Origin of the sequence: Fictibacillus barbaricus (assembly GCF_014635025.1) — a bacterium.
GTDB classification, from domain to species: Bacteria; Bacillota; Bacilli; order Bacillales; family Fictibacillaceae; genus Fictibacillus; species Fictibacillus barbaricus.
Genome location: NZ_BMCE01000002.1, coordinates 907,661 through 934,656 on the forward strand (window position 1 = coordinate 907,661; position 26,996 = coordinate 934,656).

Sequence of the window (26,996 nt, forward strand, 5' to 3'; positions counted from 1 at the left end):
CCTTGTTGTTTACAATGCAGACGTTGTGGCAACAGTTTTTTCAACTGCCAAAATGGCATCATTTAAAATTTCGATGAGTTCCTTGATCTCACCCTGGTTTATTGTAAGAGGCGGGGCAAATACAACAGTGTCCTGCTGATCAAACACGACCGAACGGCAGATCAGCCCTCTTTTTGCAGCTTCGGTTACAATTTTTGGAGCAAGAGGATCCTCAAAACGTTCATTGGTTTTTTTGTTTTTTACAACCTCAACCGCACCCATCAGCCCGAGTGCTCTTACATCTCCTACAATGCTTCGTTGTTTCTGCACCTGTTTAAACCCATTCAAAAGTTCAAGCCCCATCAGCCTAGAATTTTCTATTAAATTCTCACGCTCAATGATTTCAAGGTTTTTCAATGCTACAGCACAGGCCATCGGGTGTCCGCTGTAAGTGTAGCCATGAAGAAGTGTCCCTTCAGAAAGTTCTATTAAATCTTTGTGAATATCCTCAGAGATCATAACACCACCAAGCTGGGCATAACCGCTTGTTACCCCTTTTGCAAAGCACATCATGTCAGGAGCAACATCATAATGATCCATGCCAAAGTACGTTCCTGTTCTGCCAAAACCGGTAATGACCTCATCGGTAATGAATAAAATTCCGTACTCGTCACAGATTTTTCTAATTTCTTTGAAAAAGCCTTCCGGGGCAATGTGCAGCCCGCCGGCACCTTGAACAGGCTCTGCTATAAATGCTGCAACAGTTTCTGGGTTTTCTGATTCAATTTTTTCACGCAGGGCTTCTGGCGAAAAATGGTCTACATAACAAAAGTCAGGAGCTAATGAATTTGTAAAATCTCTAAAAGGTTTTAAACCTGTAGCGCTCGTGGCACCCATAGCTACCCCGTGGTAGGATTTCGACCGTGAAATAATCTTCTTTCGCTCAGGCTGGCCTTTTAAAATCCAATAATGGCGAGCCAGCTTATATGCTGTATCATTGGACTCAGAGCCGCCTGATGTAAAGAACGTTGCCGATAAATTCCCCGGTGCAATTTCAGCGAGTTTAGCGGCTAATTGAATGGCGGGTTCATTGCTAAACGTTGCAAAACAGGAGCTATAGCCAAGTGTTTTCATTTGATCGTATGCAGTCTGAGCGATCTCATCGCGCCCGTGACCGATATTAACATTCCAAAGGGAAGATAATCCGTCTATAGCAGAGCGTCCATCCAAATCATAAAGGCGGACACCTTTCCCTTCAGTAAAAATAAATTCAGGTCCATTCTCTTGTTGTTGTTTAATTGAGGTGGTTGGATGCAAGAAATGCTTTTTATCTAGATCCGCTAGCTTTTGATAGTAGTCTTTCATCATAATCATCCTATCTGTCAATATTTTAAAAGCGCTTACATTATTGATTTGCAATTTCTATGCCAAACTATAAATCTAGTAAAAATAGGGTGTAAACACAAATTTTGATTCAAAAATGAATCACTTAAGACCGTCTCGATTCATTAATGAATCTTTAATTCGTTTTTGAATCGATTTTGTACTTCTTCAGACGCCGAACAACTGTAGGCTGGCTAAGCCCTAAGTATTCAGCCATTTCATATGTAGATTTACATCTGCGAAAAGCCCGCAGGAGCCATCTTTTCTCGACTTCTTCCAAAGACTCCTGAAGTGATGATTTTAAAAATTTGTACTCGTTGATGTCCGTTGATATCTCTTCATGTTCTTTTTGAAAAAAAGGAAGATTTTCAACTGATATCTTTTCTTGTTCAAGCGTTACTACTAACCGCTCTATAAGATTTTCAAGCTCTCTGACGTTTCCTGGCCAGTTATAGTTTAAAAATGCTTCAACTGCGGAGAAATGGAACACTTTAGATGACATATATTTTTTATTGAAGCTTTCTAAATAAAAATTCATCAATTGTAAAATGTCTTCTTTTCTTTCGCGCAATGGCGGAACAGAAATTGGAATCACATTCAGCCTGTAAAATAGATCTTCCCGAAACGTACCCTGCTTGACCATGACTTCAAGATTGCGATTTGTTGCAGCTACGATTCTAAAGTCTACAGACCTGCTTTTATTTCCGCCCATTCTTGTTATTTTTTTCTCTTGAAGAACTTTTAACAGTTTTACTTGGATGGAAAGCGGGAGTTCACCTACTTCGTCTAAAAAGAGTGTGCCCTTATCCGCAAGTTCAATAAGCCCTATTTTTCCTTTGGTATTCGCACCAGTAAATGCACCTGCTTCATAGCCGAACATCTCTGACTCGAATAAACTGTGCGGAATAGCTCCACAGTTCACTTCAATAAGAGAGGCATCTTTTCGGCTGCTTCCTCTATGCAGAGCTCTCGCAAAAATCGTTTTTCCTGTACCGGATTCTCCTTCTAGAACCACAGTTGCTTCACTTCTCGCTACCCGGTTCACGAGCTCCCAGACCCTTTTCATTTTTGGGCTCTTGATGACCACACCATTAAAGATCATGCTCTTATCACGCAGCTGCTCAATTTCAGTTTTATAGATTTTCATCTTTTGCTGCAGTTTTTCGTATTCACTTTTTAGTTCTTCAATTTCGGTCATATCATGGGAGAAGCTTATAACTCGTATGATTTTATTATCTTCGTCAAAAAGAGGAATACCGTGTGTCATAATGATTTTTCCTGTACCGGTTTTTTGCATAAAACGGACAGGCTCCTTTTTTTCAATAACACGGAGCGTTACCGATGGATTAAAGATCTTTTCTCTCTCTAGATCTTTAACCGATTTCCCAACGAGATCCTCAGATGTGATGCCATACATTTCCTCGCTGTTCTTAACTGCCCTTAAAATTTTTCCCTCGCCATCGGTAACGATAATATTCTCACCAGAAGCGTTTATAATCCCTTCGATCTCAAGCTCTAATATATCCCGCCGATTCAACAATCTAATCACTGCTCCTAAAGTATAAAAAATATTTCGAATTATTATAACATTGGATTTTGAAGACGAGAAGGCTTTAAGAGGGATAACCTATTGGATTAAGTTTAAAAAGAAAAGCACACAAAAAAATGAGTGAGTACTCACTTGACAAACTTTTGTCCACTGGCATATGCTGATAACAACAAAATGAGTGATTACTCATTTCCTTCCCCTTTAATCCAACCTTTAAGGAGGTTTCTTATGAATGCTGTTATTCAAGTATCCAATGTTTCTAAAAGTTTCGGATCCCATCATGTGTTAGAAGATATTTCGTTAACTGTTAAAAAAAATGAGATCTACGGGTTGCTCGGTCCTTCAGGTGCCGGGAAAACAACACTTGTAAAAATGATTGCAGGAATTGAAACACCCAGTGACGGCAAGATTAAAGTTCTCAACACACTCATGCCAAATCTTCGAAATATGACACAAATCGGATTTATGGCTCAGTCTGACGCCCTTTACCTTGAATTGAGCGGCAATGAAAATTTAGAGTTCTTTGCATCTATATATGGGTTAAAAGGAAAAAGACAAAGAGAACGGATCGAACATGCTGCATCACTTGTGAACTTGACTGATTTTCTAAAGAAACCTGTTCACCAATATTCAGGCGGTATGAAAAGACGCCTGTCCTTAGCGGCTGCCCTTTTGCATGAGCCCGATATATTAATTCTGGATGAACCTACTGTCGGTATCGATCCCGTTCTTCGCCAGTCAATTTGGAAGGAACTTTACAAACTAAGTGATATGGGAACAACCATACTTGTGACCACGCACGTTATGGATGAAGCTGAAAAATGTGGTCAGCTTGGCATGCTTCGTGATGGGAGATTGATAGCTTCAGGCTCACCACAGCAGTTAAGAGAATCTACTTCAAGTACAACGATAGAAGAAGCATTCCTTTATTACGGAGGTGCTCGACATGAGAATTAAAGCACTTGTAAAACGGATCATCCGCCAGTTCATACGTGATAAGCGAACACTTGCAATGATGTTTATCGCACCATTACTCATCCTGACGCTCGTTAATCTTGTTTTTTCAGGAAACGATTACGAACCAAAAATTGCAGTTGTAAGTGACCAGGCAACGCTGAGTGAAAAACTTGAGGAAACAGATGAAGCGTTTACTTCTTACAAATCCAGCACGAAAGCTTTTAATGATTTAGAAACCAAAAAGCTGGACGCTATAATCGAAATAGATCCGCCTTCAATAAAAATTACACTTGAAGGAAGCAATCCAACGGCGAATAAAGCGGTTATGATGACCGTTGAACAAGCTCTTAAGTCTATGAATCCTCAAGAAAGTCAGCAAAAAGAAGTGGAGCCAGAAGTGAATTATCTGCACGGTTCCACGGACATGGAAACGTTTGATTACATCGGTCCCTTTCTAATCGGATTCTTTATTTTCTTTTTTGTATTCTTAATCGCTGGTGTTTCGTTCCTGCGAGAAAGAACAACTGGAACATTGGAAAGGCTGCTTGCAACACCATTACGTAGGTGGGAGATGGTTGCCGGCTACGTATTAGGTTTTGGAATCTTTACAGTTATTCAATCTGCGATCATCGTCATGTTCGCAATCTTTATACTTGATATCATGATGGCTGGGTCCATTTGGTACGTGATTCTTATCACACTAATGCTTGCATTCACTGCACTTTCGCTCGGCACTTTGTTATCGGCTTTTGCAAAAAACGAGCTTCAGATGATCCAGTTCATTCCACTCGTTGTAGTACCTCAAGTATTTTTTTCCGGTTTGTTTAATATTGAAACAATGGCAGAATGGCTGCAGCCCTTAAGTTATATCATGCCCCTGACATATGGCGGTGAAGCGATGCGAGATGTAATGATACGTGGTGGCGGCTGGCCACAAATTTATGATGAAGTTCTCGTTCTAGCTGGGTTTTCATTATTGTTTATGACCCTAAACGTACTTGCCCTAAAAAAACATCGCAAATTATAATGAGTTTGTCCGACGATTGAATTGTGTCTATAATGAAAGGAAATGTATGTTTTAAAGGAGAAGACTCATGTCCGATTCAGAATGGATTACAGAATTAATTAACGATACCGATACAACCATGAGTGAAAAGCAGCGCAAGATTCTAGAAGCTGCGATCGATACCTTCTCGGAAAAAGGATATGCCGGTTCTTCCACAAGTGAGATCGCAAAAAAAGCTGGTGTTGCTGAAGGGACGATTTTCCGCCATTATAAAACGAAAAAGGATCTGTTGCTATCAATCGTTACTCCGACGATAGCAAGGTTTGCAGCTCCTTTCTTTATTAAAACCTTTACAAAAGAAGTGTTTGAAAACGAGTATGAACATTATGAGGATTTCTTAAGAGTTATTGCAAAGAACCGACTGGAGTTTGTCCGGAAACATTTTCCTATCTTAAAGATTTTCATTCAAGAAATTGCTTTTCACGATGAACTTCGGGAACCCTTTCAACAACTTTTTACAGAGCACGTCTACCAGAAGTTTAAGAAGATCATCGAACATTTTCAGGAAAAGGGCGAGATCATCGACCTTCCACCAGAAACGATTATGCGGATGTCAGCATCAAGCATCATCGGTTATATCCTGCCACGTTTTCTTCTCTTTCCTGAGAAGGAATGGGATGATGACAAAGAGATTGACCAGCTTGTAGAATTCATTTTATATGGATTAAGCGGCAAACGCTGAATAATAGGAAAAACCCGTCCTCAATAAGAGTGGCGGTTTTTTTGTTACCCTACTCAACGAATTTAGGGCTTACAGGTGTAAAGTGAGATAGGTTGGTAAAGATAGCTGAGGTTGTGGGAGACAATCCTTTTGAAGAATGGCCAAGAAATAAATATACGCCGCATATCAGGATAAGAACAATCCCTTTTTTCATACACTCACCTCCTCAACTCTTTTTGAGTAAAAGAAAAACCAGTGAGAAGATCTCATTGGTTACCATTTATCGTGTTATGAAATTTCCCGCTTTGTTCCAACCTCAAGCCTGGTTTTTCTTTTGAAGCGGTTTAAATGTTCTTTTTTCTTTAAGCAAGATAACAAATAAACAAACCGCCAGCAGCAAAAAAATGGTTCCTGAACCTAAAAAGCCGTTTGCATAGGAGATGATATCTGCTGCCTCCACTTTCTCGTTAATTTCCATCCCAAGAAAATAAACGCCGATCCCGTTACCATCTACTTCTACCAAACCTATTGATCTTAAATGCAGACCTTTTGTCAACAATAGGACACCTAATACCGAGAAGAAGATGCCGGTCACCCATCTCATTTCTTAACCTCTGCTTCATGTAGTGTTTGCATTTTCTTATACGCTGGACTCAATTCACTCCAAACATCAAAAGTATTACCATCTGGATCAGAAAAAACAAAATTTTCACCTGTGTGACCTCGATCTTCAATTTCACCCGTTTGAATCCCATAACCTCTAAATTCTTCATGAATCATATAGAGTGATTCGATTCCGTCTACTTCAAATGTTAAACTGAAACGCTTCGTACCTCTATGATCTACGAAATTAGCATTCTCGTTTTCTTGTGACTTTACGAGGAAAAAACTTTGGTTAGCCAGGTCAAGAATCGCTTTATCATCGTCCTGATAGTTGATGGTTGCACCGAGTTTTTCAGCATACCACTTAGCTGATTGATCAACACACTGAACAGGCACATATGTTGTGCCTACACGAACTAGTTTTCCTTTCAATTTCATTCCTCCTCATAGTGTAAAATAAATGACATAGCTTAATAACAGCCCTACCATAGTCCCAAGATCATACTTTTATTTCCTTCTATATAATATTTCGTTTTTTTGGCAAAAATCCTTCCAAGAAGCAAAGTAACTGTAATCTTAACCGTGCGGATCTCATTAATCTGACCACTTTCCAAATTAATCTGTCCAATAGAAAAAAGACACCAAAAGCTCTTAAACTTTTGATGTCCTTCCTCTACTATTCCAAAGCTCTATTCGCGAGCGAACTGATTACGATATCATCCATCGGAGGATTATGAAGACCTGCACGCACATCACGGTAATGACGCTGCAAAGGACTCGACATCGCTAAGCTTCTAGCTCCAACGATCCGCATCGCAAGATCTACTACTTTTGAAGCAGCGTTGGTCGCCACATGTTTTACGGCCATTAAGGAAGGTCCCATTTCCATTCGTGCGCCAGGTTCGTTCACCCATCTTGCAGCAACGGAATACATAAGCTCTCTTGCTTTGAACAGTTCTAACTCCATTTCACCGATCTTGCGCTGCACTTCTGGAACTTCCCCTATTGGTCCAGGAAGACTGTTCGGTCTATACGTTTTCGCAAAATGGACGGCTTCGTTCCGGGCAGCAACGGCTACACCAATGTAACAAGCAGGAATGTGAAGCAGCCAAGCTTTTGGCAGTTCACTTTTTCCACGGTCCTCTTCAACTAGCGCGCTTTCATTTACTTTTACATCCTTCAGCACAAGATCATCACTCCGCGTTCCACGCATAGCCACTGTGTCCCATGTTTCTTCAACGGTTACACCCTTTGCATGCATAGGGATCAAAAAGTTTCCTTTCTTTCCAGTATCCCCTACTTGTGCCGAAACAATTGCATAGTCAAGTGCCGGAGCCATGGATGTAAAGGTTTTTGTACCATTGATCACCCAATGGTCACCTTCTTTAACCGCTTTTGTTTGGGGCATCCCTCCCCGTGTTGGGCTGCCTGTTGCGGGTTCTGTTGCAGCACGATTAATGAGAGCTTGATCTTGAACCACTTTTTCACACAATGTTCTCAACATATCTTCATTCCACGTTCTCTCTTCAGCCAACTCCAGAAAACAGCCAAGGTGCCAGCCAAGACTTAATGCTGTGGCTGCATCGCCTGCAGCAATTCTTTCTTGTAATAGAACAAACTCGTACAAACTTAATCCTTCACCGCCAAACTCTTTAGGAATAGTTAAAGAGAGATAACCTGCATTTTTTAATTCATCTACATTTTCAAATGGAAATCTGCCTTCTTGGTCATATGTGTCTGCACGTTCAGCAAACTTAACTGCAAGAGCATCAATGACTTCAAACCACTTTTGCTGTTCTTTATTTTTTATATAGTGATCGTATAAATAATTCACTAAACGACAATCCCTTCCTTACATATCAGAACACTATGGATTTAAAGTATAGTGTATGCCTTTTATATAAAAAACGGCAAGGTATTAGTCCCATAATTCCCCTTTGACTTATTCCTGACACATTCAATTTCCATGGTGTTATCATACGAAGGCTTATTTTATTTGGGCTCGTTGCATCATTTTTCACTTTTAAAAATTCTTTTCACTTTTTTAATATTTTTTTCTACTGACATAGTGCTGACATTTTCGATGGTTACATTATATGTACAAGGTTCGAACCTTACAGCAGCCTTAAACAAAACTATGCATTTAGGAGGAAAACATTATTATGAAGAAATCAGTGATCGGGTTTACCCTTGCAGGAGCATTATTAGTAGGAGGATACGCTACAACGTCTCTTGCAGCAGACAATGATAAGTCGGGTTCAACAGAATTCTCACCGGAAAAAAGGGTAATGAAAATGAAAGGCTATGACCATTTCGGAGGTTTCTTTAAAGGAAATTCTGAAGATCTGCTAGAGAAAGCAAAGAAGCTTGGTATCAACACGAAAGACAAAGATGCTGAAACACTAATGAAGGAAATACGTGATGTACAGATTAAAAAAGAAGCCAAAGAGTTGGGTATTAAGACGTCTGGCAAAGATATCGAAACATTGGCAGAAGAAGTACAGCTGGCAAAGCTGCAGGAGAAAGCGAAGGATCTAGGAATCTCAACAAAAGATAAAGATGCTGCCGAATTACACGAAGCGATTCACTTAGCTCAGCTGAAAAAAGAAGCGAAGAAACTCGGTATTTCAACTGATGGCAAAGATGCAGAAACGTTAAGGCAAGACATCCATCTAACGTCACTCAATAAAAAAGCTAAAGAACTTGGCATCTCAACAGATGGAAAAGACATTCAAACCCTGCAGCAGGAAGTGATGGCAGCATCCATAAAGAAAGAAGCCAAAGAGTTAGGTATTACGGTGGACGGGAAGGAAATCAGAGAACTTGCTCATGAAGTAACTTCTGCCCACGTCAAAGCAGAAGCAAAAAAATTAAATATCACGATTGACGGTAAAGCGATCCCTGAAATTGCGTTTGAGGTCCAAGAGAAAAAGGTTCAAAACTTGGCAAAGCAACTGGGAATTTCAACTAAGGATAAAACAACAAAAGAATTAATTCAAGCCATTCAAGAGAAAGATGCCGATAAGCTTAAAGAATTGAAAGACGATGACTTTTTCCTTCCATTCGGAAAAGGAGTATTTGGCCCTGGAGGTCATCATGGCGGAGTCAGACACTTTGAAGGTGGAAAGCCATTTGGAGGAGCTTCATCTGGTGCTGAGATCAAGCTGAAAATGCATGAAGAAAATCCAGTGGAAACACGAAACGAAATTTAAGCTTTGAAAGAGTCCCCAGTCTATAAAACTGGGGATTTTTCAAGTATAGTAAGGGTAACAGGAGGGGCGGCCATGAAAACCATATTGGTAGTGGAAGACGAAGAAACGATTTCAAGAGTTTTGACGGTATACTTAAAACATGAAGGATTTGAAGTGCTCCAGGCATTTGATGGGGAGACAGCAATTAAACGTTTTAACGAACATTCTCCTAATCTCGTTTTATTAGATGTAATGCTTCCAGATCGAGATGGATGGAGCATCCTTCAGGAAATCCGTCAGAACAGTTCCTGCCCTGTTATCATGCTAACTGCTCTTGGTGACATCGATTACCGGTTAAAAGGTTTAAATCAAGGGGCAGACGATTATATTACAAAGCCTTTTATCGGCGAAGAAGTCATTGCAAGAGTAAATGCTGTTCTTCGTCGTTCTGCAAATGTTTTAGAGTCCGAAAATACAAAACAATATGGCAGTCTTTGCATCAATCTCGACTCTCATGTTGTTAAAATCAATGGAGAATCTGTTGTTTTAACCCCTAAAGACCTTTCCCTTCTCCTCTTTTTAGCAACTAGACCTAATCGGACATTTACAAGACAAAATTTGATCGATCAAGTTTGGGGACTGGATTATGACGGAAGCGAACGTGCTGTAGATTTAGCAATAAAACGAATACGGCAAGCACTGGCAACATGGCCAGAATCACAAGGAGAAATCCGAACGTTGCGGGGATTGGGGTATCAGTTCTGTGTTTATGAAAAATAAGAATCGAACAACGCTGTTAAGGTATTGGACAACAAGATATCTGTTTACCCTCTTTGTCGGACTGCTTATCCTTGGCGTCTGTTCTTTATGGTGGATCAGACATACCGCTCTTGAAAACCGGTTAACTCTCATGGAATATATGGCAGCAGAAACGGCAGATCGCATCTCACTTAATGATGGAAAAAATAATTTTTTTCTATTTGACAGAAAGCTCAATGAACGGTCAAAGATTCTTCAAATGGATAATCCGCCACAGCTTTTTATCGCAGATATGAATGGAACAATCCTGAATTCGAACAGGAAATTCGAAGGAACGATGCCTGAATTTCATGGTCTGCAGGAAATTCCTGCTGAGATATATGAAAGTGATCGTACGGTACAAAAAGTACAACTTAACGACACACGTGTTTTTGCCGTTAAAAAGCCTATTTTGTATAACGATAACCAAATAGGATGGGTTATTGTCATGCAAAATGCATCAGAATTAACGGATGTGGAGCAAGAATATCAGCTACCTATCATTTTGTTGATTGGGCTCGGTCTCCTGGGATGGATAATTATTTACCTGCTAACAAAAAAAATTGTAAAACCCATACAGGATGTTGCACATGCAGCTTCACTTATTAAAGAAGGAAACTACGAAATCAATCTCAACACCGACACAAAAGAACAGGAAATTTATGAGCTCTTAACATCGTTTGAAGAAATGAGCAGCCGGCTGACCCACTTAGAAAAACTCCGGGCGGAATTGCTCGCTGGTGTTACACATGATTTAAAAACACCAGTCACTTCTATCAGCGGCCTAGTACAAGCCGTTAAAGACGGAATCGTTTCTGGTGAAGAACGAGAAGAATTTTTGCAGATCACCATGAAAGAAATTCATCGCTTACAAAGAATGATAGAAGATCTGTTAGATTACAACTCTCTTTCAGCAGGAGCTTTTACGATTCGAAATGAAACGTGCAATATGAATGAATTGGTTCAGGATATTGTTCATCAATGGAGAATAACGATGAATGAAGAAGTGGCTTGCAGCGTCGTTGTTCCGGAATTAGCGATTTTCCGTGAAATTGATCCACTTCGTTTGCAGCAAATCTTAATCAATCTATTGAATAATGCATACCACGCTCTGCAAAAGAATGGCATGATTACAATCAAGTTAAACAAGAACGAGATTGAAATTATAGACAACGGTTCAGGTATTCCGGAAAGTGAACAGCCCTATATCTTTGAACGATTCTTTCGTGGTGAACAAAAGAAATTAAAAGTACGTGGATTGGGTCTTGGATTGCCATTTAGCAAAATGCTGGCAAAAGCACTAGGGGTAAACCTTCTTTTAAAGAAAAGTTCATCACAAGGAACTATTTTTTCAATACTTTGGAAAAAATGAATCAGAACGATTTACAAGAACGTTTGTTCGTGTTATTCTGACTATAGGTTAGACCTTCCAACAGCTAACCTCCCCACCAGTGAGACCGGCCTACCCAGCCGGTCGTTTTTTATTATCAAATGTGCAATAATAAAGCTAAAACTATTCCTATAATAGGAGATGTAAATGATACGGATTCTTGCTGTTGATCAACAAAATAATGTTCTAATAAATCCGGCTGTAGAAGATTTAAAAACTTCATTAACGAAATGGTTTTGGGTAGATATCAGTATGCCTACTGTTACGGAAAGTGAGATGCTTACTGATTTTTTTGATTTTCATCCGCTTGCTGTAGAGGATTGTCTATACTATACACAGCGCCCTAAACTTGAATATTATGAAGACCACAGCTTTTTTGTAGTTCATGCATTGAATCTGCAAAATCTGGAGCCTCATGAAGTGGATATTTTCTGGGGAGAAAATTATGTAGTTTCTTTCCATCTGGATGATATATCGGAAATCGACCAGCTTTGGGAGACCCTTCAGAAGGTTAAAAACTATACCAAGGTCGGTCCCATTGAAATTACACATAAAATAATGGATAAAATAGTTGATACATATTTTCCTATCCTGCAACAAATAGAAGATCAGATTCTTTCGATCGAGAGTAATTTTAATTTATCTGATGAGGCTGTTATTCAGGAAACGTTCCTTGTTAGAAGTGAGCTAATTAAATTGCGAAAGACAATCATCCCTATGCGTGAACTTCTATACCGGGTAACTGAATCAAAGAAACTTCCAATAACAAGTAAGAAGATGGCTTATTTTCATGATGTTCACGATCATCTTATCAAGCTAAGTCATATGGTAGAATCGAGCCGTGAGATGACTTCTGAAATTAGGGATAACTATATCTCCCTTAACTCATTTCGAATGAACCGTATCATGAAAACATTAACCGTGATCACGACCATATTCATGCCATTAACCTTTATTGCTGGAATTTATGGAATGAACTTTGATAATATGCCCGAGCTTCACTGGCACTATGGCTACTTTATCGTCCTAGGCGCCATGCTCACTATCGGAATTTCAATGATACTCTGGTTTATTCGAAAAGGGTGGTTTAAGGACAAATAAATAAGATTAGCAGTATAAGCCGGTCTTTCCTAGTTCTTACTTAAATATTGAATAATATCCAGTAAATAAATATTAAAGAGTTTCTTTCTTTAATAAAAAAGCTCTGCAAATTCTATTTGCAGAGCTTTCCTTAGTATGATCTAAAATCCAGTCTTTGTCTTTTTGACCAAAGCCAGACACCGGTCACAAGATGAATAGCAAACACAACAAAAACAGCACCATAACTCTCTGTAAGCCAGCCAACAAACCAAACAAGCGGGAGTGTTAAAAACAAATTAACAAGCAGTAACACCCAAGATGTTCTGGCAACCGCAACGATAAACAGAATGATAGGCAAAATCAGAAAAAACCAGAATAATATACTTTGAAATACGGCCATAACTTCCCCTCCGACTTCCATTATATAAGGGGCTAGACATAATCTCCACCTTTAAACGGGTACCTTTTCTAATTCAGCTTCATCATTTTCTTCAACATCATACTTAGGCAAGATGATCAAATAGAAAATCCGACAAATATCGGTGAACCTCCCACAATCCAGAAAAGCCCTTCTACAGTTAAGACCATCGGGAAGAATGCAGCAATTAATCCAAGTATTATCGTATGGGACAGCATGTTTATCGAAAATAATAAAAAGAACCCTATGGTTTTGTCCATAAAGTTCTTTTGGCCCAATCTGTAAATTTAATTATGTTTTACGGTTATCTTTTTTGGTTCGCTCGTTAGCGTTAATCCACTTTCATCTTTAACGGTAACTTTTACATAATAGTCTCCATCCGGGTATTCCCGGTCTGGCACCCATGGCAATTGATAGATGGAATGTTCATTGTAAATGTCAGCTTCCTCGAGTGTCTGGCCTTGTGCATCTGTAATCTCAAAATGCCAGTCCAGGCGTTTGTAGCCGAATGCCATAATGTAAGCCGGCTTTGATTCGTTTACATCCGTTCCAGAAATGGAAAGATAGTTGATGAGAGGTTCTGCATTCAGGTATTTCTCATCACCAAGGTAGTTCACTCCTACATTTCTTGCATAGTCGATAGCAGAGATCGTGACTAGCTCTGGTTTAATATTTGAGATGAACTCTTTAGCCCCATCTTTTACGCTTTGATATTTTCCGTTTACCCACGCCATGCTGCCCAAATAGCCCGTGCTTGTTTCGTTTACATCCCAGCTGATGCGATATTTTCCATCTGCCTGCTCCGTAACCTTAATGTTTTCAACCTTCGGAGCCTCTGAATCTACCTTAATAGGAATCTTCGTAACCTGCGGTTTTGCTCCCTCGTAGTTTAACGTGCTCGTATAGACATAATAATACTGTCCGTCTTTTAATAGATTCCCGGAATCATTCGTAGAATTCCAGAAAAACCCTTCAAAATTATAATAATAATCTCTATAGCTCATGATATTTTTTCTAAAAGGATATGGACTTCCGTCTTCTGTAAACTCACTAAAATTGCCGATGTCCGTTACTGTATTCCCTTTATCATCCTGTATGCTGAGTGACATTTCCTTTAGATTACGAAAAGCAGTAAACGCTGGATATGCACCCGAGCTGATCGACCTTGGCGAAACCCCGATCTTTTCTTTGTCAAACGTTCCGGTCGTTCCGTCATACCCTAATGGCAGCGAATCAATCTCATTAAATAATACGGTATAACCTAAGAATGCATCTCCGGTAACAGGACTTTCATCAATATTCGCGATCTGGTCCCACTCGCCGTAGTACCCCATCAGCGGAACTGTAAGTGTTGTTAACTCTTTAACAGAACTGCCTTTAGGCACAAAGCGAACATAGCCTTCGATGAAACGCCCCTTGCTTAACTCTTCAGGCAGCGTGACGGAAATCTTTACTTCTTCATCTCGGCCCGGCTTATACGTATACGCTTCTGTCGGATCATACGTTTTCCCGTTTATCTTGATGTCTGCTCCATTAACCGGAACCGAATTCAGCGTTAAGTATTCCCTTTCAACACCTGCGTGTGTCTGCTTTTCTGTTTCATCTGTAATAAGATCAATCTGTATATCATACTGATGATGCGGTTTCACTAGATTTTTCTTTAAAGGTTCTACGTTCAGGGTAAAATCAAACTTGCGATCCACTTCCTTTAAGGCTACAGATGCTGCCTGCTCTAAAGGTACACCTACATGTTCAAGAAGGTATGGAGTCTTAACGGCTTGTTCGATCTTCATCATGCCAGAACCTTGCCTTCTAGGTGAATAAAGCGTGTTATCATGCTTTGGATTCGTCATCGTTTCTGATGTATTCATAAGAGCGTTCTTTGCTTGTAAAACCGTTTCCATCTTTTTAGGCAGCTGTAGCTCTTGATAGTAATGCTGTAGAAGCAGAGCCCCTCCCGCAGCAACATGAGGACTTGACATAGACGTTCCGCTCATTGTCTCGTACTGATTATTGATTACGGTAGAATAAATCTTCCCACCGGGTGCTGTTATTTCAGGCTTGAAGCTTAAATCTGTTGGAGACCCAAAAGACGAGAATGTAGACATCGGCTCGGTTGCTGTATTTTGAACTTTTAATGTTTCGTCTGTTAGCTGAACGGTTATTTTCTCACCAGCTTTTAAACGCTCAGCAAGCTGGTTCCCGTTCACTTGATCGGTTGTTACAGCAGGAATAAAGTATGGGCTAAAGAACAAGTTTGCGTATGCTGTAACAGGAGACGGAGGAATGACCATGGCGGCTACAGCGCCTTTACGGCTTGCTTCACTCTGAATATACGTATATAATGCGTAGTTTTGCAACGGCTGAGCTACAACGATTTTTCCCTGCAGATCAAGGTTTTTCATATCTGCAGCTCTTCCCTCGCCCACAAATGCCAAGTCGTACTCTTTTGAAGGATCCAGGTTGCCGATTAATTTCTTAATGCCTGGCTGGATCTGATAACCCATCAGGCTGCCGTCAGACAAGCGCAGTGCATCTACTGTCATTAAGTCGTTTTCAGAAGACGCCACCTGTAGTGCATATGGCGTCACACCCGGATCCCCTACTAAACCAATGTCAGGATTTTTGGCTAATGGAAGTTGAGATCTGGTTAATAGGTTATTTTTTGTGCTGTATGCAGCATTCCCCGCTGCCGCTACAACGAGTACCCCTTGTTCTGTTGCATATTGGATCGCGAGCTGTACTGGATCGTTCGGGTCTGCGTTCCCTGCTTCAGAACCAAGGCTTAAGTTGATGACATCTGCTCCAACTTCAACCGCATGGTAGATTCCCGCTGCAATATCGTCATCATAAGCACCTGCTCCTTTATCAGAGAAAACCTTTTCCGCCAACAGCTGTACATCTGGAGCTACCCCAACCGCCTTTTTTTGCGACTCTTCATAAGCACCTACGATTCCGGCTACGTGTGTTCCATGGGAGCTCGTTGTCGGAATAACGTTGGTATCTTTATCTGCCCAATCATAGCCAGTAGGCACTTTATCAGTGTACCAAACGTCATCTACAGACGTTCTGTTCAATTCATCCTGGATGTTCTCCTCTGTAAACTTTGCTTTCTTTTTCCCTCCGTCAGATAGCTGCATCGCTTCATGGCGGTGATCGATTCCTGAATCAACGACGGCAACGACCATACCTTCTCCGCGCGTGTTGTATTTTGTCCAGGTGTTCATTGCCTCAACAAGTTCTTTGCTGTTTACAACCGTATGCTCGTATTGCTTGGCTAAACGCACTTCTTTTACACCTTCCAGCTTTGCCCATTTTTGGGCTTCTCCCAGTGTTGTCTCTAAGCTAAAACCGTGGAAGCCTTTAGAATACGTATGCCTTACTTCCGTAGAATTGCTTCTCTTTGCTGTAATGGCTTTCTTTACTTTTTCCACTTGTTGCTCAGGCGCAGATTTCAATTGCTTGTCCACTTCTACTTCAACAACAACCCTTACTTTTTCGTTAGGATCAAAAGAAGTTTTTTGCAGCCCATACAACGGGTCATTGTTTTGTTGTGTAGTTGAACCAAATTGCATGAACTTCTCTAACGTCTCTGATTTTGGCGCTTGATCATACTTTGAGATCATGAAATCAGCGCTGACCGATGATCCAAACGTACTCGCAGCAACCACACATGCCAAAAACGAAGGCAACACTTTTCTTTTCATACCACTCATTCCCTCACCCTCTAATCCATAATATTCAAACTATTTCTACTTTTCATCATAGAGAGACAAGGTCGTGAAGTAAATTGGGGTTTTTGCGAGGTCAATTAAGTCCCATACCAGGTCCTATCTTACTAGTAAACGGGATACATCCTGCAAGTACTAGTTCTTATGACATGAAATAATGGAAGAATATATGTTTTATGGCTATTACATATCAATTCAATTTTCCCAAATCTTAGTTTTCCTGTTGTTTTAATCAGCTTATTTTAAAAAAGAGAAATGATGTCTAACCACTTCTGATCCTCTATTTACGGTTGGAAATTCGTGCTATTATAGAAAAAATTTATAACTGGAGTGGAGATGCATGAAGGAAGGGTTAATCATTAAGCTGTATCGGGAAAAAGCCAGCTTAACTCAAGCGCAACTCGGTGAGGGAATTTGCTCCATTACGCACCTAAGCAAGATCGAAAGGGGCATCACTCAATATTCTTTGGAGATCACTTCATTGATTTGCAAAAGGCTAAATATTGATTTAGAAAGAGAACGGAAACGATACGAACAATTAGAGAAAAAGCTCCATGAATGGCTGGATGCCATGGTCAAACAGCAATTAGGAGAGCTGGAAGTCATTAAAGAAGAGATCGAAGGCAATACTTTTATCCACCTTTCAGAAGTGCAGAACTCGTATCAAATATTGCTCGCCCGTTATTACTTTACTAAAGGAAACTTCTTAAAAGGAAAAGGGTTTTTAGAGAGCTGCCAGAACCGCCAAGGAACTTTTGACCGGTATGAACGGAACCTGTTCGAACATACATGGGGCACGTATTGCCTGACACAGGGGAAAATGAATGATGCCATCAAGCACTTGACCCGGATAAATCCGATCGAATATCCCAACCATGAATTCTATTATCACCTTGCATGCGCCTATCACCATGTTCAGTCGAAAGTGAAGGCCTATCATTATGCAGGATTGGCTCTTAACTATTTCAGAAATACGAATAACTTTAAACGAATGCTTGATGCTGAAATAATGATGCTGATCCAGATGGGCCACAATGATCTGAATCATTTTGATGATACAGTAGAACGCTATCACACTTTGATCAAAAGCTGTAATACCTATCAGGAAAACGAAAAAGTTGCCAACCTTTGGCACAACCTAGGCGTCGATTTTTCCAGCAAAAGACGTTATGATGAAGCAATTGACGCTTATAAGAAAGCGTTAAAAGTGTGCGAATCTCAGTCACTTCCATTGATCGAATTAGGAGCGAGACGAGGGATTGTGCATTGTTCCCTGCTTATCGGCAGATCGAAGAAATCAGAGTTAAAAAAACATATATATCTAGGCATGTCTCTAGCTGAAAAAATGCAAATTCAGCCATACATCCATGTCTTTTATCTGCTTGAGATCATGCTCAATCACTCCCGTGAAGAAAAGTATTATCATTATTTAGAAACAACAATTCTTCCGTACCTTAGGGAAGTCGGCCATGAATCCCTTCTCACGATTTATGAAAAAGAAATGTTTCATTATTATAAAAAATCCTCTCAATATGAGAAGGCCGCTGAACTTGCTGTTAAATATATGAGTACTTCCGAATAGGAAAAATTTTTTAAGGTTGAACTTTATGCATTATGACGATACTCTAGACAGAGAGCAAAATAGAGAGGATACTGACATGATTCATTTATTTTCACACAATGATTTAGACGGAAAATCGTGCGGCTATTTGGCACAATTGGCATTCGGAGATAACTGCAAAATTTCATATTGTTCTCACGGAACGATTAACGACCGTGTTGAACAGCTGCTCGATAACCCAAAAGAAAGAAAGACGGAAATCATTATTACAGATATTGCTGTAAATGAAGAACTAATGATGCGCCTTGACGAACGTGCCAATGAAGGCGGCAAAGTAAAACTGATCGACCACCATGCTACTGCCCTTCATTTCAATGGTTTTGACTGGGGGCATGTACAAGTTCGTTATGACGATGAACGCTTAACGTGTGCAACTTCCCTTTTTTATGAGTACCTTATTGAAAACGGGAAAATTAAACCAACGGGTGCTCTAGATGAGTATGTAGAACTTGTTCGTTTGTATGACACTTGGGAATGGTTTGATGAAAAGGTAGAAGCAAAGCGTTTAAACGATTTGTTCTTCATCCTCCCTCCTGATAAATTTGAAGATCAGATCATGGAACGTCTTAAAGGGGATTCCTTCGAGTTCTCTGAAACAGAGACTACGATCCTTGATCTTGAAGAAGAAAACATCGCTGATTACATAAAAAAGAAACAGCGTCAGATGGTTGAAATCTGGGATACGTGGGCCTTGGGTGAAGGTTCTGAACAGAAAACATATAAAATAGGGATTCTTCATGCCGAACGCTATCATTCTGAGCTCGGGAACGAGATCAACCGTGAGAACCCTCACTTAGATCTAATTGTCATATTAAACATTGCCAACAAGCGAATTGGGTTGCGTACCATTCATGATGAAGTGGATTGCTCGATCTACGCAAAGCAATACGGTGGCGGAGGACATCCAAAAGCTTCTGGTGGCAACATGACTTCTGAAGCGTTTGATAAGTTTGTCGTTGCTGCTTTCCATGAACAGCCTAGACGCATCGATGCGCCGAAAAATGAGCAGAACGTCAAAGAAAATCCAGATGGAAGTTTGTATGTAAACAATCATCGTGAAGTTTCTAAGATCTATTCCGAAGACAATCAAACATGGCTGATTACGCACAAGACACACCCTGTGGATGAAACGTTTGAAAGTTATCAGGCTGCTGAAAATTACGTGAAACGCCACTTTGAAGGCTGGCTCATGCGTGATGATGAGATCAATAACAATTAGTTATTCTAAAAGCTTAAACCTCTAAGGTTTGGGCTTTTTTGTTATAAAAATAAGCAGAAAAGACACAATAAAGGAGATTAAGTCGAAAAACAGCTAGAGGTGTTTAGTCATGCCGTTCTTTGAAGCCGAAGGAGTATCTATATACTATCAGGTAAATGGAGAAGGAATTCCTATTGTTTTTATTCATCCACCCCTCCTTACCTCTGAGAATTTCACCTATCAGGTATCCGAATTATCCAAAAGCTATAAAGTCATCACTTTTGATATCAGAGGTCACGGAAGAAGTCAGTTTTCCAGCGTGCCTTTAACTTATCCTTTAATTGTTGATGATATAAAACGGCTTTTAGATCATCTTGAAATTGATCAGACTTTCATTTGTGGCTATTCTACAGGCGGATCGATTGTTCTGGAATTTTTACTTCAATCACCTGAACGCGCTCTTGGCGGCATCGTCGTGAGCGGCATGTCAGAAGCTCATGGCGCACTAAGAGATAAGATTGAGCTAGGCAGATCCATGGCAGAACAAGATGCCGTACCACTCATCGCCTTATCTGTTTCTAAGACGAATTCAAACAATAAAGAGATGTTCCAGCTATTATTAACTTCATCACTCAAGGGAAATGCTGTAAATATCGAGCAATATTATGCTTATAGTTTAGCATTTAACTGTACAAATCAGCTTAAGAACATTCATCTGCCCGTGCTGCTCGTCTATGGAAAAAAAGATCGACAGTTTCACCCTTATGCTAAATTACTGCATAAACATTTGAAGCATAACGAGTTGAAGATGATCGATTCTGTTAAACACCAGCTCCCTACTAAAGCAGCAAATGAACTAAATCGGTTCATTATTGATTTTATGACACAAAAATCCTGAAGTGAATAGAAACGAAACGCTCAGTCTACATAAGGCTGAGCGTTATTTTGATTATTATAGAATACATGACTGGATCATTTTCTATTTACCGGATTGATTCTGCAGTTGCTCCAGCATACTTGTCAGTGTTTGATTCAGCAGTGTAAGTTCATCTTTTTTTATCGAAATGTTTTCAATTAGCTGACTTGGAATACATGCCGCCTTTTCTTTTAATGCACTGCCTTTTTCAGTTAATGAAATAATCACACTTCTTTCATCCTCTAGTGACCGTTTTCTTTCAACCAGTCCGTTTGTTTCCATACGTTTAAGCATCGGTGTTAACGTGCCCGAATCTAAAAACAAACGCTGTCCTAATTCTTTAACGGATAATGAATTCTTCTCCCATAATAAAAGCAATACTAAATATTGCGGATATGTCACGTTTAATTCATGCAGAAGATCTCGATACAGCTTTGTAATTTCACGTTCTGCTGTATAGATCTTAAAACATATTTGATTTTCGAGTTTTAGTTGATCGATATTCATAACGACTCCTTTCTCATACTTTATCATCTTTATTATACCACAATTTAATTTCACGCAATTAAATTGTTTGACACACTGTTAAGTCTGCGGTATGATAAAATCGTTATTTACATTGTGTGCAATTTAATTTTGCGCACCATAAAAAAGGAGTGTTTTTAGATGGAGAAGCTATTCACAGCAAAAGCAACTGCAGAAGGTGGCAGAGCAGGTAAAGTTAAAAGTGACGACGGTGTATTAAACCATGAACTTGCTATGCCAAAATCACTTGGCGGATCAGGAAACGAAAACGCAACAAACCCAGAGCAGCTTTTCGCAGCTGGATATGCCGCTTGCTTTGATTCAGCCCTAAACTTAGTTGCGAGACAAGCAAAAAAGCGTATTGAATCTAAGGTAACTGCTGAAGTATCACTTGGAAAAGATACTGATGGCGGGTTTAAGTTAGCTGTAGTTTTGATTGTTGGGATTAATGGTGTAACACAAGAAGAAGCAGAAGGACTAGTGAAAACAGCACACGGTGTTTGCCCGTATTCTAAAGCAACAAGCGGCAACATTGATGTTGAATTAAAAACTGAATTATTTTAATCACCACTATAAGGACCAGTGACATGGTCCTTTTTTATGTTCTTTTTTATTTAAAATTAATTCCTTTAGCCAGTATCCAACTTTCAAGAGCCGTTGTATAATTATTCATAAATAAATAATTATTCAGAATTGAATAACCGGAAGGGATTGAAGTTTAATGAGCCATCCTAACACCTGGAATGAAAATGAGCAGATCCTGCATTCATTAAAGGATGATATTTTAGTAACGAATGTTGATGGCATTATTCTTAAGGTTAGTGAAGTGACCGGTAAAATTTACGGAGTAGATTCTGAAAGTTTGATCGGAAAATCAGTCTATGATCTAGAGGCTCAAGGTTTGTTTACGCCGATCCTAACCCCAATGGTCGTTAAAGAAAATAAGAAAATCACTTTTGTTCAAACAACGAATAAAGGTAAAAAGCTTCTTGTTACCGGCATTCCCGTCTATAACGAAAAAGGCGAGTTATACAGAGTCGTAAGCTACTCACATGATATTACTGAACTAGCTGAATACAAAGATTTTCTGATTACGATGGAAGAAGAAATGCATCGGGTAAAAACCGAGCTTGACCTGCTAAGAAGTAAACAGCTGCATGACGCAGGAATCATCGCCAACAGTGAAGATATGAAAAAAGTAATCGCTACTGCTCTTCAATTATCTGAAGTTGATGTGAATGCATTAATCTTAGGTGAATCGGGGGTTGGAAAATCATTATTAGCTAAATTTATACATAATAAGAGCCACCGATCTAAGGGCCCATTCATTGAGGTAAACTGCGGTGCAATCCCCGATTCGCTATTCGAAGCTGAATTGTTTGGCTATGAACCAGGGGCATTTACAGGAGCCCATCAAAAAGGAAAAGTGGGGCTTATCGAACTTTCAAATAAAGGCACACTCTTTTTGGACGAAATCGGAGAACTCCCGTTGCACCATCAAGTAAAAGTTCTAAAAGTTATTCAGGAGAAGCAGTTCTATCGCGTGGGTGGAACAAAGCCGATCAATGTCGATTTCCGTCTTATTTCAGCAACTAATAAGGATTTAAAAAGCGCTATTCAAGAGAAGAAGTTCCGGGAAGATCTGTATTTCCGTCTAAACGTTGTGCCTGTTACCATTCCCCCGCTACGCACAAGAACAGAGGATATCGTCCCTCTGATCCATCTTTTGCTGGAGCAATTTGAAAAGAAATACAACCGAAGTAAAAAGCTAGATGAGGCGGTTATCCATCACCTTTTGCATTATGAGTGGAGAGGAAATGTACGTGAATTGATTAATATCATGGAACGTTTAGTCGTTATCTCCCCTTCCACGCTTATTACAGTCGACCAGCTTCCTGATCATTTAAAAGAAGATTTGTCCCCCTCTGCCCCTTCTTTAAATGCTCAAACACTTAAAGAAATAGTAGAGGAAACAGAAAAACAAGTTTTATTAAAGGCGCGAAAAAAATACAAAACAACCGTTGGCATGGCAAAAGCACTTGGCACAAGTCAGCCTTCTATTGTAAGAAAGATGAAAAAATATCAGATTATTTAAACATTTTGGCACGGAACTTGCATGGATATTCTCTAAGAAAAGTTTTTATACATCAAGAGGAATATTCAAGGAGGTAATATCGTGTCAACGAACAACTGGAACAACCTTGTAACCGAGATGCCCGACCTATTAGCACCAAGTATGGCAAAGGATCATCCGAATCTGCCTGTAGTAAAAGCGGAGGGCTGCTACTATTATGGACTCGATGGAAAAGAGTACCTTGATTTCACGTCAGGTATCGCCACGGCCAACACAGGCCACCGTCATCCAAAAGTAGTACAGGCTATTAAAGATGCTGCTGACCACCTCATGCATGGTCCTTCAGGTGTCATCATGTATGAATCGATTCTGCAGCTTTCCAAAGAACTAGCAGATGTTCTGCCAGGCGATCTTGATTGCTTCTTCTTTGCGAACAGCGGTACAGAAGCGATTGAAGGAGCGATCAAACTGGCCAAGCACGTGACAAAAAGACCTTATGTAGTTTCATTTATCGGATGCTTTCATGGCCGGTCACATGGGGCATTGAGTGTTACCACATCCAAGAGCAAATATCGTAAGTTTCTTCAGCCAAACGGACTTGCCTATCAAGTTCCTTATGCGGATGTAAAGAGCTGTCCAAGCGGTGCCGATCCTGAGGCATACGTCATTGAAAAGCTCGAAAAAGATTTTGAAACACTCTTTAATCACCAAGTCACACCAGAAGAAGTAGCATGCATGATCGTTGAACCGGTTCTTGGTGAAGGCGGTTATATCATCCCACCAAGCGGATGGTTGAAAAAGATTAGAGAGATCTGCGACAGACATGGCATTCTTCTCATTTTTGATGAAGTACAAACAGGATTCGGCCGCACAGGTGAATGGTTTGCAGCCCAAACATTTGGAGTTACGCCTGACATTATGGCCATTGCAAAAGGAATCGCCTCAGGATTGCCTTTAAGTGCGACAGTAGCTTCTAAAGAACTGATGAAACAATGGCCGCTCGGCAGTCACGGTACAACATTTGGCGGAAACCCGATCGCTTGCGAAGCCGCTTTAGCTACGATTTCGGTTTTAAAAGAAGAAAATCTAGTAGAAAACTCGAAAAACATGGGTGCTTATGCATACCAAAAATTGAAGATGCTGCAGGATCAAAATCCAGTGATAGGCAGTGTCCGTGCACTTGGTTTAATGATTGGGATTGAAATCGTTGATCCGTTTACAGGCAAGCCTGACGGCAATGCTCTGATGACAATTCTTGATAAGTGTCTGGAAAAAGGGGTGCTCTTTTATCTTTGTGGAAACCACGGTGAAGTCATTCGAATGATTCCTCCACTTACGATAAACCAGGAACAAATTGATCATGGGCTTGCTGTCCTTGAAGAAGCTCTTCATGAGCATCAAGCTGAACTTGAGTCTCAAATGAGCGGAAACTATCAAAATGTGTAATAACAGCAATTCATTTTTTAATTAAAGGGGGCTATTACGATGCAAGCATTAGATACGGTTATTATTCTTTTGTATTTTGCTGTTTTGATTGGTGCTGGGATAATCGGTTCTACAAAAGCGAAAACATCTGAGGATTTCAACCTGGCAGGACGAAACTTAGGGATGTTTATGTATCTTGGCTGTTTATCTGCTGTTATTCTTGGTGGAGCAGCAACGATTGGAACAACAAAGCTCGGGTATCAGTTTGGGATCTCAGGCATCTGGTTTGTATCTATGATTGGTTTAGGCATTATTCTATTAGGTACTATTTTTCTTAGAAAGATTGATTCGTTAAAAGTTACGACGATCAGTGAATTATTAGGAAAACGATACAAATCAGAAACACGTCTTTTGAGTGCGATTGTAGCTTCCATCTACACATTGATGATTGCTGTTACTCAAGTGATTGGGATGGGTACGATTATAAACGTACTTTTAGGCTGGAATATCACGACTTCTATGCTTGTCGGCGGCGGAATCGTACTCTTCTACACCATTTTAGGTGGAATGTGGAGTGTTACCGTTACAGACATCATTCAGTTTGTCGTGATGACAGTCGGCATCTTCTTTATCATGTTGCCTATGAGCGTTTCTAAAGTTGATGGTTTCGGAAATCTTTTAACGGAACTGCCAAAAACGCATTTGGATTTCTCAACGATCGGCTATCAGCAGATTTTCCAATACTTCTTACTGTTTGCCCTTGGAATGGTCGTGTCCCAAGATATCTGGCAGCGTGTATTTACAGCAAAATCCGGCAAAATTGCTAGAAATGGTTCGATCTTTGCTGGTATTTATAGCTTTGCATATGCGATTGCTGGAAGCATCATCGGGATGTGTGCCTTTATCGTGCTGCCAAATCTTGATGACCCGCAAAATACGTTTGCCGAGATGGCACTTACCATCTTGCCAACAGGAATTTTAGGACTTGTACTAGCGAGTGTGTGCTCCGCTCTTATGTCAACAGCATCCGGATCGCTTCTTGCTTCTTCAACCCTAATTACAAATGACATCTTAAAACAATACTTTCTTAAGAACCCAACCGATAAACAACTGATTCGCACTTCTAGAATCACGACTCTATTTATTGGTTTGATCGCCATTACGTTCTCTATCTGGATTCAAGATGTATTGGTCGCTCTTGATGTAGCATACGCGATTCTTTCTGGTGCGATTTTCATCCCGCTCGTTATGACTTTCTTTTGGAAACGAGCAACGCCTAATTCTGGCTTCTATGCCATCTTAATTTCTACCATTGTGGTTTTGGCTGGTCTTTTTATTGAAGGACTTACATCGACAAATCCAATACTTTACGGTATGTCTGCAGGTCTTATCAGTATAATTGGGATCTCCTTATTCACTGCACCCACTTCTGAGTTCGATACACCTTTTGATGAAGGTGAAGATGATGAAGAATTGGAAGAAGAAAGAAAGCAAGCATAAAAAACAAAAAAGTCTTCCTGTTGGAAGGCTTTTTTTCCTAGTTATTCGGTTACTTCTAATGCAAAAGCATAGAATGCATCTCCATTTGAAATATGTTTTTCTTTATCGGTCATCCACCATACACCATACGAATAATAGTATGTTCCTTTTTCTAGAGGTGCATTAAATCGGTTATTCTTCACGTTTACTTCTGTTTCTTGATTTCCACTAAACTGGGTAACATGGATCTCGTTTGGTTCAGGACTGTAATTCATATGAAAAGCGACTTCTTCTCCTGGCTTTACCTGAATAACCTTTTCACATTCCAATAATTCAACAGGACCAGCTGTATCCACACACATTGCAGATTTACCATGATCCCAACAATAAGTACCGAGTGTCGTTTCGTATTTCTTATTTTGTATTTCCACAAATGCTGCAGGCGGTTTATCACCCGTCATTCCGTTTACGTTCCCACCTGAACAACCTGCTATTAAAATGACCAACAACCAGGCTAGAACCGCTGTCCATTTTTTCATTGATCTGCCTCCCTTTTTGTTACAGTCGCTTTATTAGGGAGTAAAGTTACCAGTGAGAAGCTATTTTCCGCCAATCCCCAAAGATAACAGCAGAAGGCTGAATATAGAAAGGACGGCGATCAGCAAAATGAAGAATACTCCAAAGAACTTGCTCTTACCTGCTTCCTTTTTTACTATCGCAATAATACTTAAAATAACACCGATAAAATATAACATGATCCCAGCAAAAAGAAAGACCGCTACTTGCTGAGCTACTGAATCACGAACAATAAACGGCCATGCCGTCAAAAGTATACCTGCTGCACAAAACCATAAAGACAAACGTCCAAACCGCAAATTCAATCTGATGCACGCTCCTGTACTATTTCTAACAAATGTACTATACATTGTTGCCATTTTTATATTGTAGCGTG

26 protein-coding genes are annotated in these 26,996 nt (G+C 40.0%); 14 read left to right on the top strand and 12 right to left on the bottom strand.

Annotated elements, in window-relative coordinates:
• Positions 1-9: 9 nt before the first annotated feature.
• Positions 10-1,347: an aminotransferase family protein gene (locus tag IEV52_RS14045; RefSeq protein ID WP_188403137.1), complete on the bottom strand. Its 1,338-nt coding sequence runs from the start codon at positions 1,345-1,347 to the stop codon at positions 10-12.
• A gap of 151 nt (positions 1,348-1,498) precedes the next feature.
• Positions 1,499-2,902: a sigma-54 interaction domain-containing protein gene (locus IEV52_RS14050; RefSeq protein WP_188403138.1), complete on the bottom strand. Its 1,404-nt coding sequence runs from the start codon at positions 2,900-2,902 to the stop codon at positions 1,499-1,501.
• Positions 2,903-3,139: 237 nt separating this feature from the next.
• On the opposite strand from IEV52_RS14050, the gene IEV52_RS14055 reads away from it, so the two are divergent.
• From IEV52_RS14055 to IEV52_RS14065, 3 genes are all read left to right on the top strand, one after another.
• Positions 3,140-3,868 (top strand): ABC transporter ATP-binding protein, encoded by a 729-nt coding sequence (locus tag IEV52_RS14055; RefSeq protein ID WP_188403139.1) that lies wholly within the window; start codon positions 3,140-3,142, stop codon positions 3,866-3,868.
• A complete protein-coding gene (locus tag IEV52_RS14060; RefSeq protein ID WP_188403140.1) occupies positions 3,858-4,895 on the top strand; it encodes an ABC transporter permease in 1,038 nt (345 codons plus the stop codon). Before IEV52_RS14055 ends, IEV52_RS14060 begins: the two co-directional genes overlap by 11 nt.
• Positions 4,896-4,962: 67 nt before the next feature.
• Positions 4,963-5,616, top strand: coding sequence for a TetR/AcrR family transcriptional regulator (locus IEV52_RS14065; protein WP_188403141.1), 654 nt, complete (start codon positions 4,963-4,965; stop codon positions 5,614-5,616).
• Between the two features lie 49 nt (positions 5,617-5,665).
• Here the strand turns inward: IEV52_RS14065 and IEV52_RS14070 are convergent, their stop codons facing one another.
• From IEV52_RS14070 to IEV52_RS14085, 4 genes are all read right to left on the bottom strand, one after another.
• Positions 5,666-5,809: a hypothetical protein gene (locus IEV52_RS14070; protein ID WP_188403142.1), complete on the bottom strand. Its 144-nt coding sequence runs from the start codon at positions 5,807-5,809 to the stop codon at positions 5,666-5,668.
• A gap of 102 nt (positions 5,810-5,911) precedes the next feature.
• Positions 5,912-6,199 carry a hypothetical protein gene (locus tag IEV52_RS14075; RefSeq protein WP_188403143.1) on the bottom strand — a complete coding sequence of 96 codons (288 nt, stop codon included), beginning with the start codon at positions 6,197-6,199 and terminating at the stop codon, positions 5,912-5,914.
• Positions 6,196-6,630: a VOC family protein gene (locus IEV52_RS14080; RefSeq protein ID WP_188403144.1), complete on the bottom strand. Its 435-nt coding sequence runs from the start codon at positions 6,628-6,630 to the stop codon at positions 6,196-6,198. The genes IEV52_RS14075 and IEV52_RS14080 overlap by 4 nt, the downstream gene beginning before the upstream one ends.
• 244 nt (positions 6,631-6,874) lie before the next feature.
• Positions 6,875-8,032 carry an acyl-CoA dehydrogenase family protein gene (locus tag IEV52_RS14085; RefSeq protein WP_188403145.1) on the bottom strand — a complete coding sequence of 386 codons (1,158 nt, stop codon included), beginning with the start codon at positions 8,030-8,032 and terminating at the stop codon, positions 6,875-6,877.
• Positions 8,033-8,360: 328 nt separating this feature from the next.
• Between IEV52_RS14085 and IEV52_RS14090 the strand changes: the two genes are divergently transcribed.
• The 4 genes from IEV52_RS14090 to corA all read left to right on the top strand — a co-directional run bounded on the left by IEV52_RS14090 (position 8,361) and on the right by corA (position 12,678).
• Positions 8,361-9,410 carry a coiled-coil domain-containing protein gene (locus tag IEV52_RS14090; RefSeq protein WP_188403146.1) on the top strand — a complete coding sequence of 350 codons (1,050 nt, stop codon included), beginning with the start codon at positions 8,361-8,363 and terminating at the stop codon, positions 9,408-9,410.
• A gap of 72 nt (positions 9,411-9,482) precedes the next feature.
• Positions 9,483-10,169, top strand: a complete 687-nt coding sequence (locus IEV52_RS14095) for a response regulator transcription factor (protein ID WP_188403147.1) — start codon at positions 9,483-9,485, stop codon at positions 10,167-10,169.
• The gene (locus IEV52_RS14100; protein WP_229754296.1) at positions 10,159-11,559 is read left to right on the top strand and encodes a sensor histidine kinase; all 1,401 of its coding nucleotides are present in this window, start codon (positions 10,159-10,161) and stop codon (positions 11,557-11,559) included. Before IEV52_RS14095 ends, IEV52_RS14100 begins: the two co-directional genes overlap by 11 nt.
• 165 nt (positions 11,560-11,724) lie before the next feature.
• Positions 11,725-12,678 carry a magnesium/cobalt transporter CorA gene (gene corA, locus IEV52_RS14105; RefSeq protein WP_188403149.1) on the top strand — a complete coding sequence of 318 codons (954 nt, stop codon included), beginning with the start codon at positions 11,725-11,727 and terminating at the stop codon, positions 12,676-12,678.
• 130 nt (positions 12,679-12,808) lie between these two features.
• On the opposite strand, the gene IEV52_RS14110 is transcribed toward corA, so the two are convergent.
• From IEV52_RS14110 to IEV52_RS14120, 3 genes are all read right to left on the bottom strand, one after another.
• Positions 12,809-13,078 carry a hypothetical protein gene (locus tag IEV52_RS14110; RefSeq protein WP_188403150.1) on the bottom strand — a complete coding sequence of 90 codons (270 nt, stop codon included), beginning with the start codon at positions 13,076-13,078 and terminating at the stop codon, positions 12,809-12,811.
• Between the two features lie 95 nt (positions 13,079-13,173).
• Positions 13,174-13,335: a hypothetical protein gene (locus IEV52_RS14115; protein WP_188403151.1), complete on the bottom strand. Its 162-nt coding sequence runs from the start codon at positions 13,333-13,335 to the stop codon at positions 13,174-13,176.
• Between the two features lie 27 nt (positions 13,336-13,362).
• Positions 13,363-16,791 carry a S8 family serine peptidase gene (locus IEV52_RS14120; protein ID WP_188403152.1) on the bottom strand — a complete coding sequence of 1,143 codons (3,429 nt, stop codon included), beginning with the start codon at positions 16,789-16,791 and terminating at the stop codon, positions 13,363-13,365.
• Between the two features lie 355 nt (positions 16,792-17,146).
• Between IEV52_RS14120 and IEV52_RS14125 the strand changes: the two genes are divergently transcribed.
• The 3 genes from IEV52_RS14125 (at position 17,147) to IEV52_RS14135 (ending at position 20,523) form a co-directional block, all read left to right on the top strand.
• Entirely contained in the window at positions 17,147-18,388 is a 1,242-nt protein-coding gene (locus IEV52_RS14125; RefSeq protein ID WP_188403153.1) for a helix-turn-helix domain-containing protein, read from the top strand.
• Positions 18,389-18,464: 76 nt separating this feature from the next.
• The gene (locus IEV52_RS14130) at positions 18,465-19,646 is read left to right on the top strand and encodes a DHH family phosphoesterase (RefSeq protein ID WP_188403154.1); all 1,182 of its coding nucleotides are present in this window, start codon (positions 18,465-18,467) and stop codon (positions 19,644-19,646) included.
• A 109-nt stretch (positions 19,647-19,755) separates the two neighbouring features.
• On the top strand, positions 19,756-20,523 hold the full coding sequence (locus IEV52_RS14135; RefSeq protein WP_188403155.1) for an alpha/beta fold hydrolase: 768 nt from the start codon (positions 19,756-19,758) through the stop codon (positions 20,521-20,523).
• Between the two features lie 81 nt (positions 20,524-20,604).
• On the opposite strand, the gene IEV52_RS14140 is transcribed toward IEV52_RS14135, so the two are convergent.
• Positions 20,605-21,048 carry a MarR family winged helix-turn-helix transcriptional regulator gene (locus IEV52_RS14140; protein ID WP_188403156.1) on the bottom strand — a complete coding sequence of 148 codons (444 nt, stop codon included), beginning with the start codon at positions 21,046-21,048 and terminating at the stop codon, positions 20,605-20,607.
• A 159-nt stretch (positions 21,049-21,207) separates the two neighbouring features.
• On the opposite strand from IEV52_RS14140, the gene IEV52_RS14145 reads away from it, so the two are divergent.
• The 4 genes from IEV52_RS14145 (at position 21,208) to IEV52_RS14160 (ending at position 26,065) form a co-directional block, all read left to right on the top strand.
• Complete coding sequence (locus IEV52_RS14145) at positions 21,208-21,630, top strand: organic hydroperoxide resistance protein (protein WP_188403157.1); 423 nt, start codon at positions 21,208-21,210, stop codon at positions 21,628-21,630.
• 157 nt (positions 21,631-21,787) lie between these two features.
• Positions 21,788-23,161 carry a sigma-54 interaction domain-containing protein gene (locus IEV52_RS14150; RefSeq protein WP_188403158.1) on the top strand — a complete coding sequence of 458 codons (1,374 nt, stop codon included), beginning with the start codon at positions 21,788-21,790 and terminating at the stop codon, positions 23,159-23,161.
• 81 nt (positions 23,162-23,242) lie between these two features.
• Positions 23,243-24,586, top strand: a complete 1,344-nt coding sequence (locus IEV52_RS14155; protein WP_188403159.1) for an aspartate aminotransferase family protein — start codon at positions 23,243-23,245, stop codon at positions 24,584-24,586.
• A 39-nt stretch (positions 24,587-24,625) separates the two neighbouring features.
• On the top strand, positions 24,626-26,065 hold the full coding sequence (locus tag IEV52_RS14160; RefSeq protein ID WP_188403160.1) for a sodium:solute symporter family protein: 1,440 nt from the start codon (positions 24,626-24,628) through the stop codon (positions 26,063-26,065).
• 41 nt (positions 26,066-26,106) lie between these two features.
• Here IEV52_RS14160 and IEV52_RS14165 read toward each other — a convergent pair whose 3' ends face one another.
• Together IEV52_RS14165 and IEV52_RS14170 are read right to left on the bottom strand one after the other, a co-directional pair.
• Entirely contained in the window at positions 26,107-26,583 is a 477-nt protein-coding gene (locus tag IEV52_RS14165; RefSeq protein ID WP_188403161.1) for a hypothetical protein, read from the bottom strand.
• 60 nt (positions 26,584-26,643) lie between these two features.
• Positions 26,644-26,970, bottom strand: coding sequence for a hypothetical protein (locus IEV52_RS14170; protein ID WP_229754297.1), 327 nt, complete (start codon positions 26,968-26,970; stop codon positions 26,644-26,646).
• Positions 26,971-26,996 lie beyond the last annotated feature (26 nt).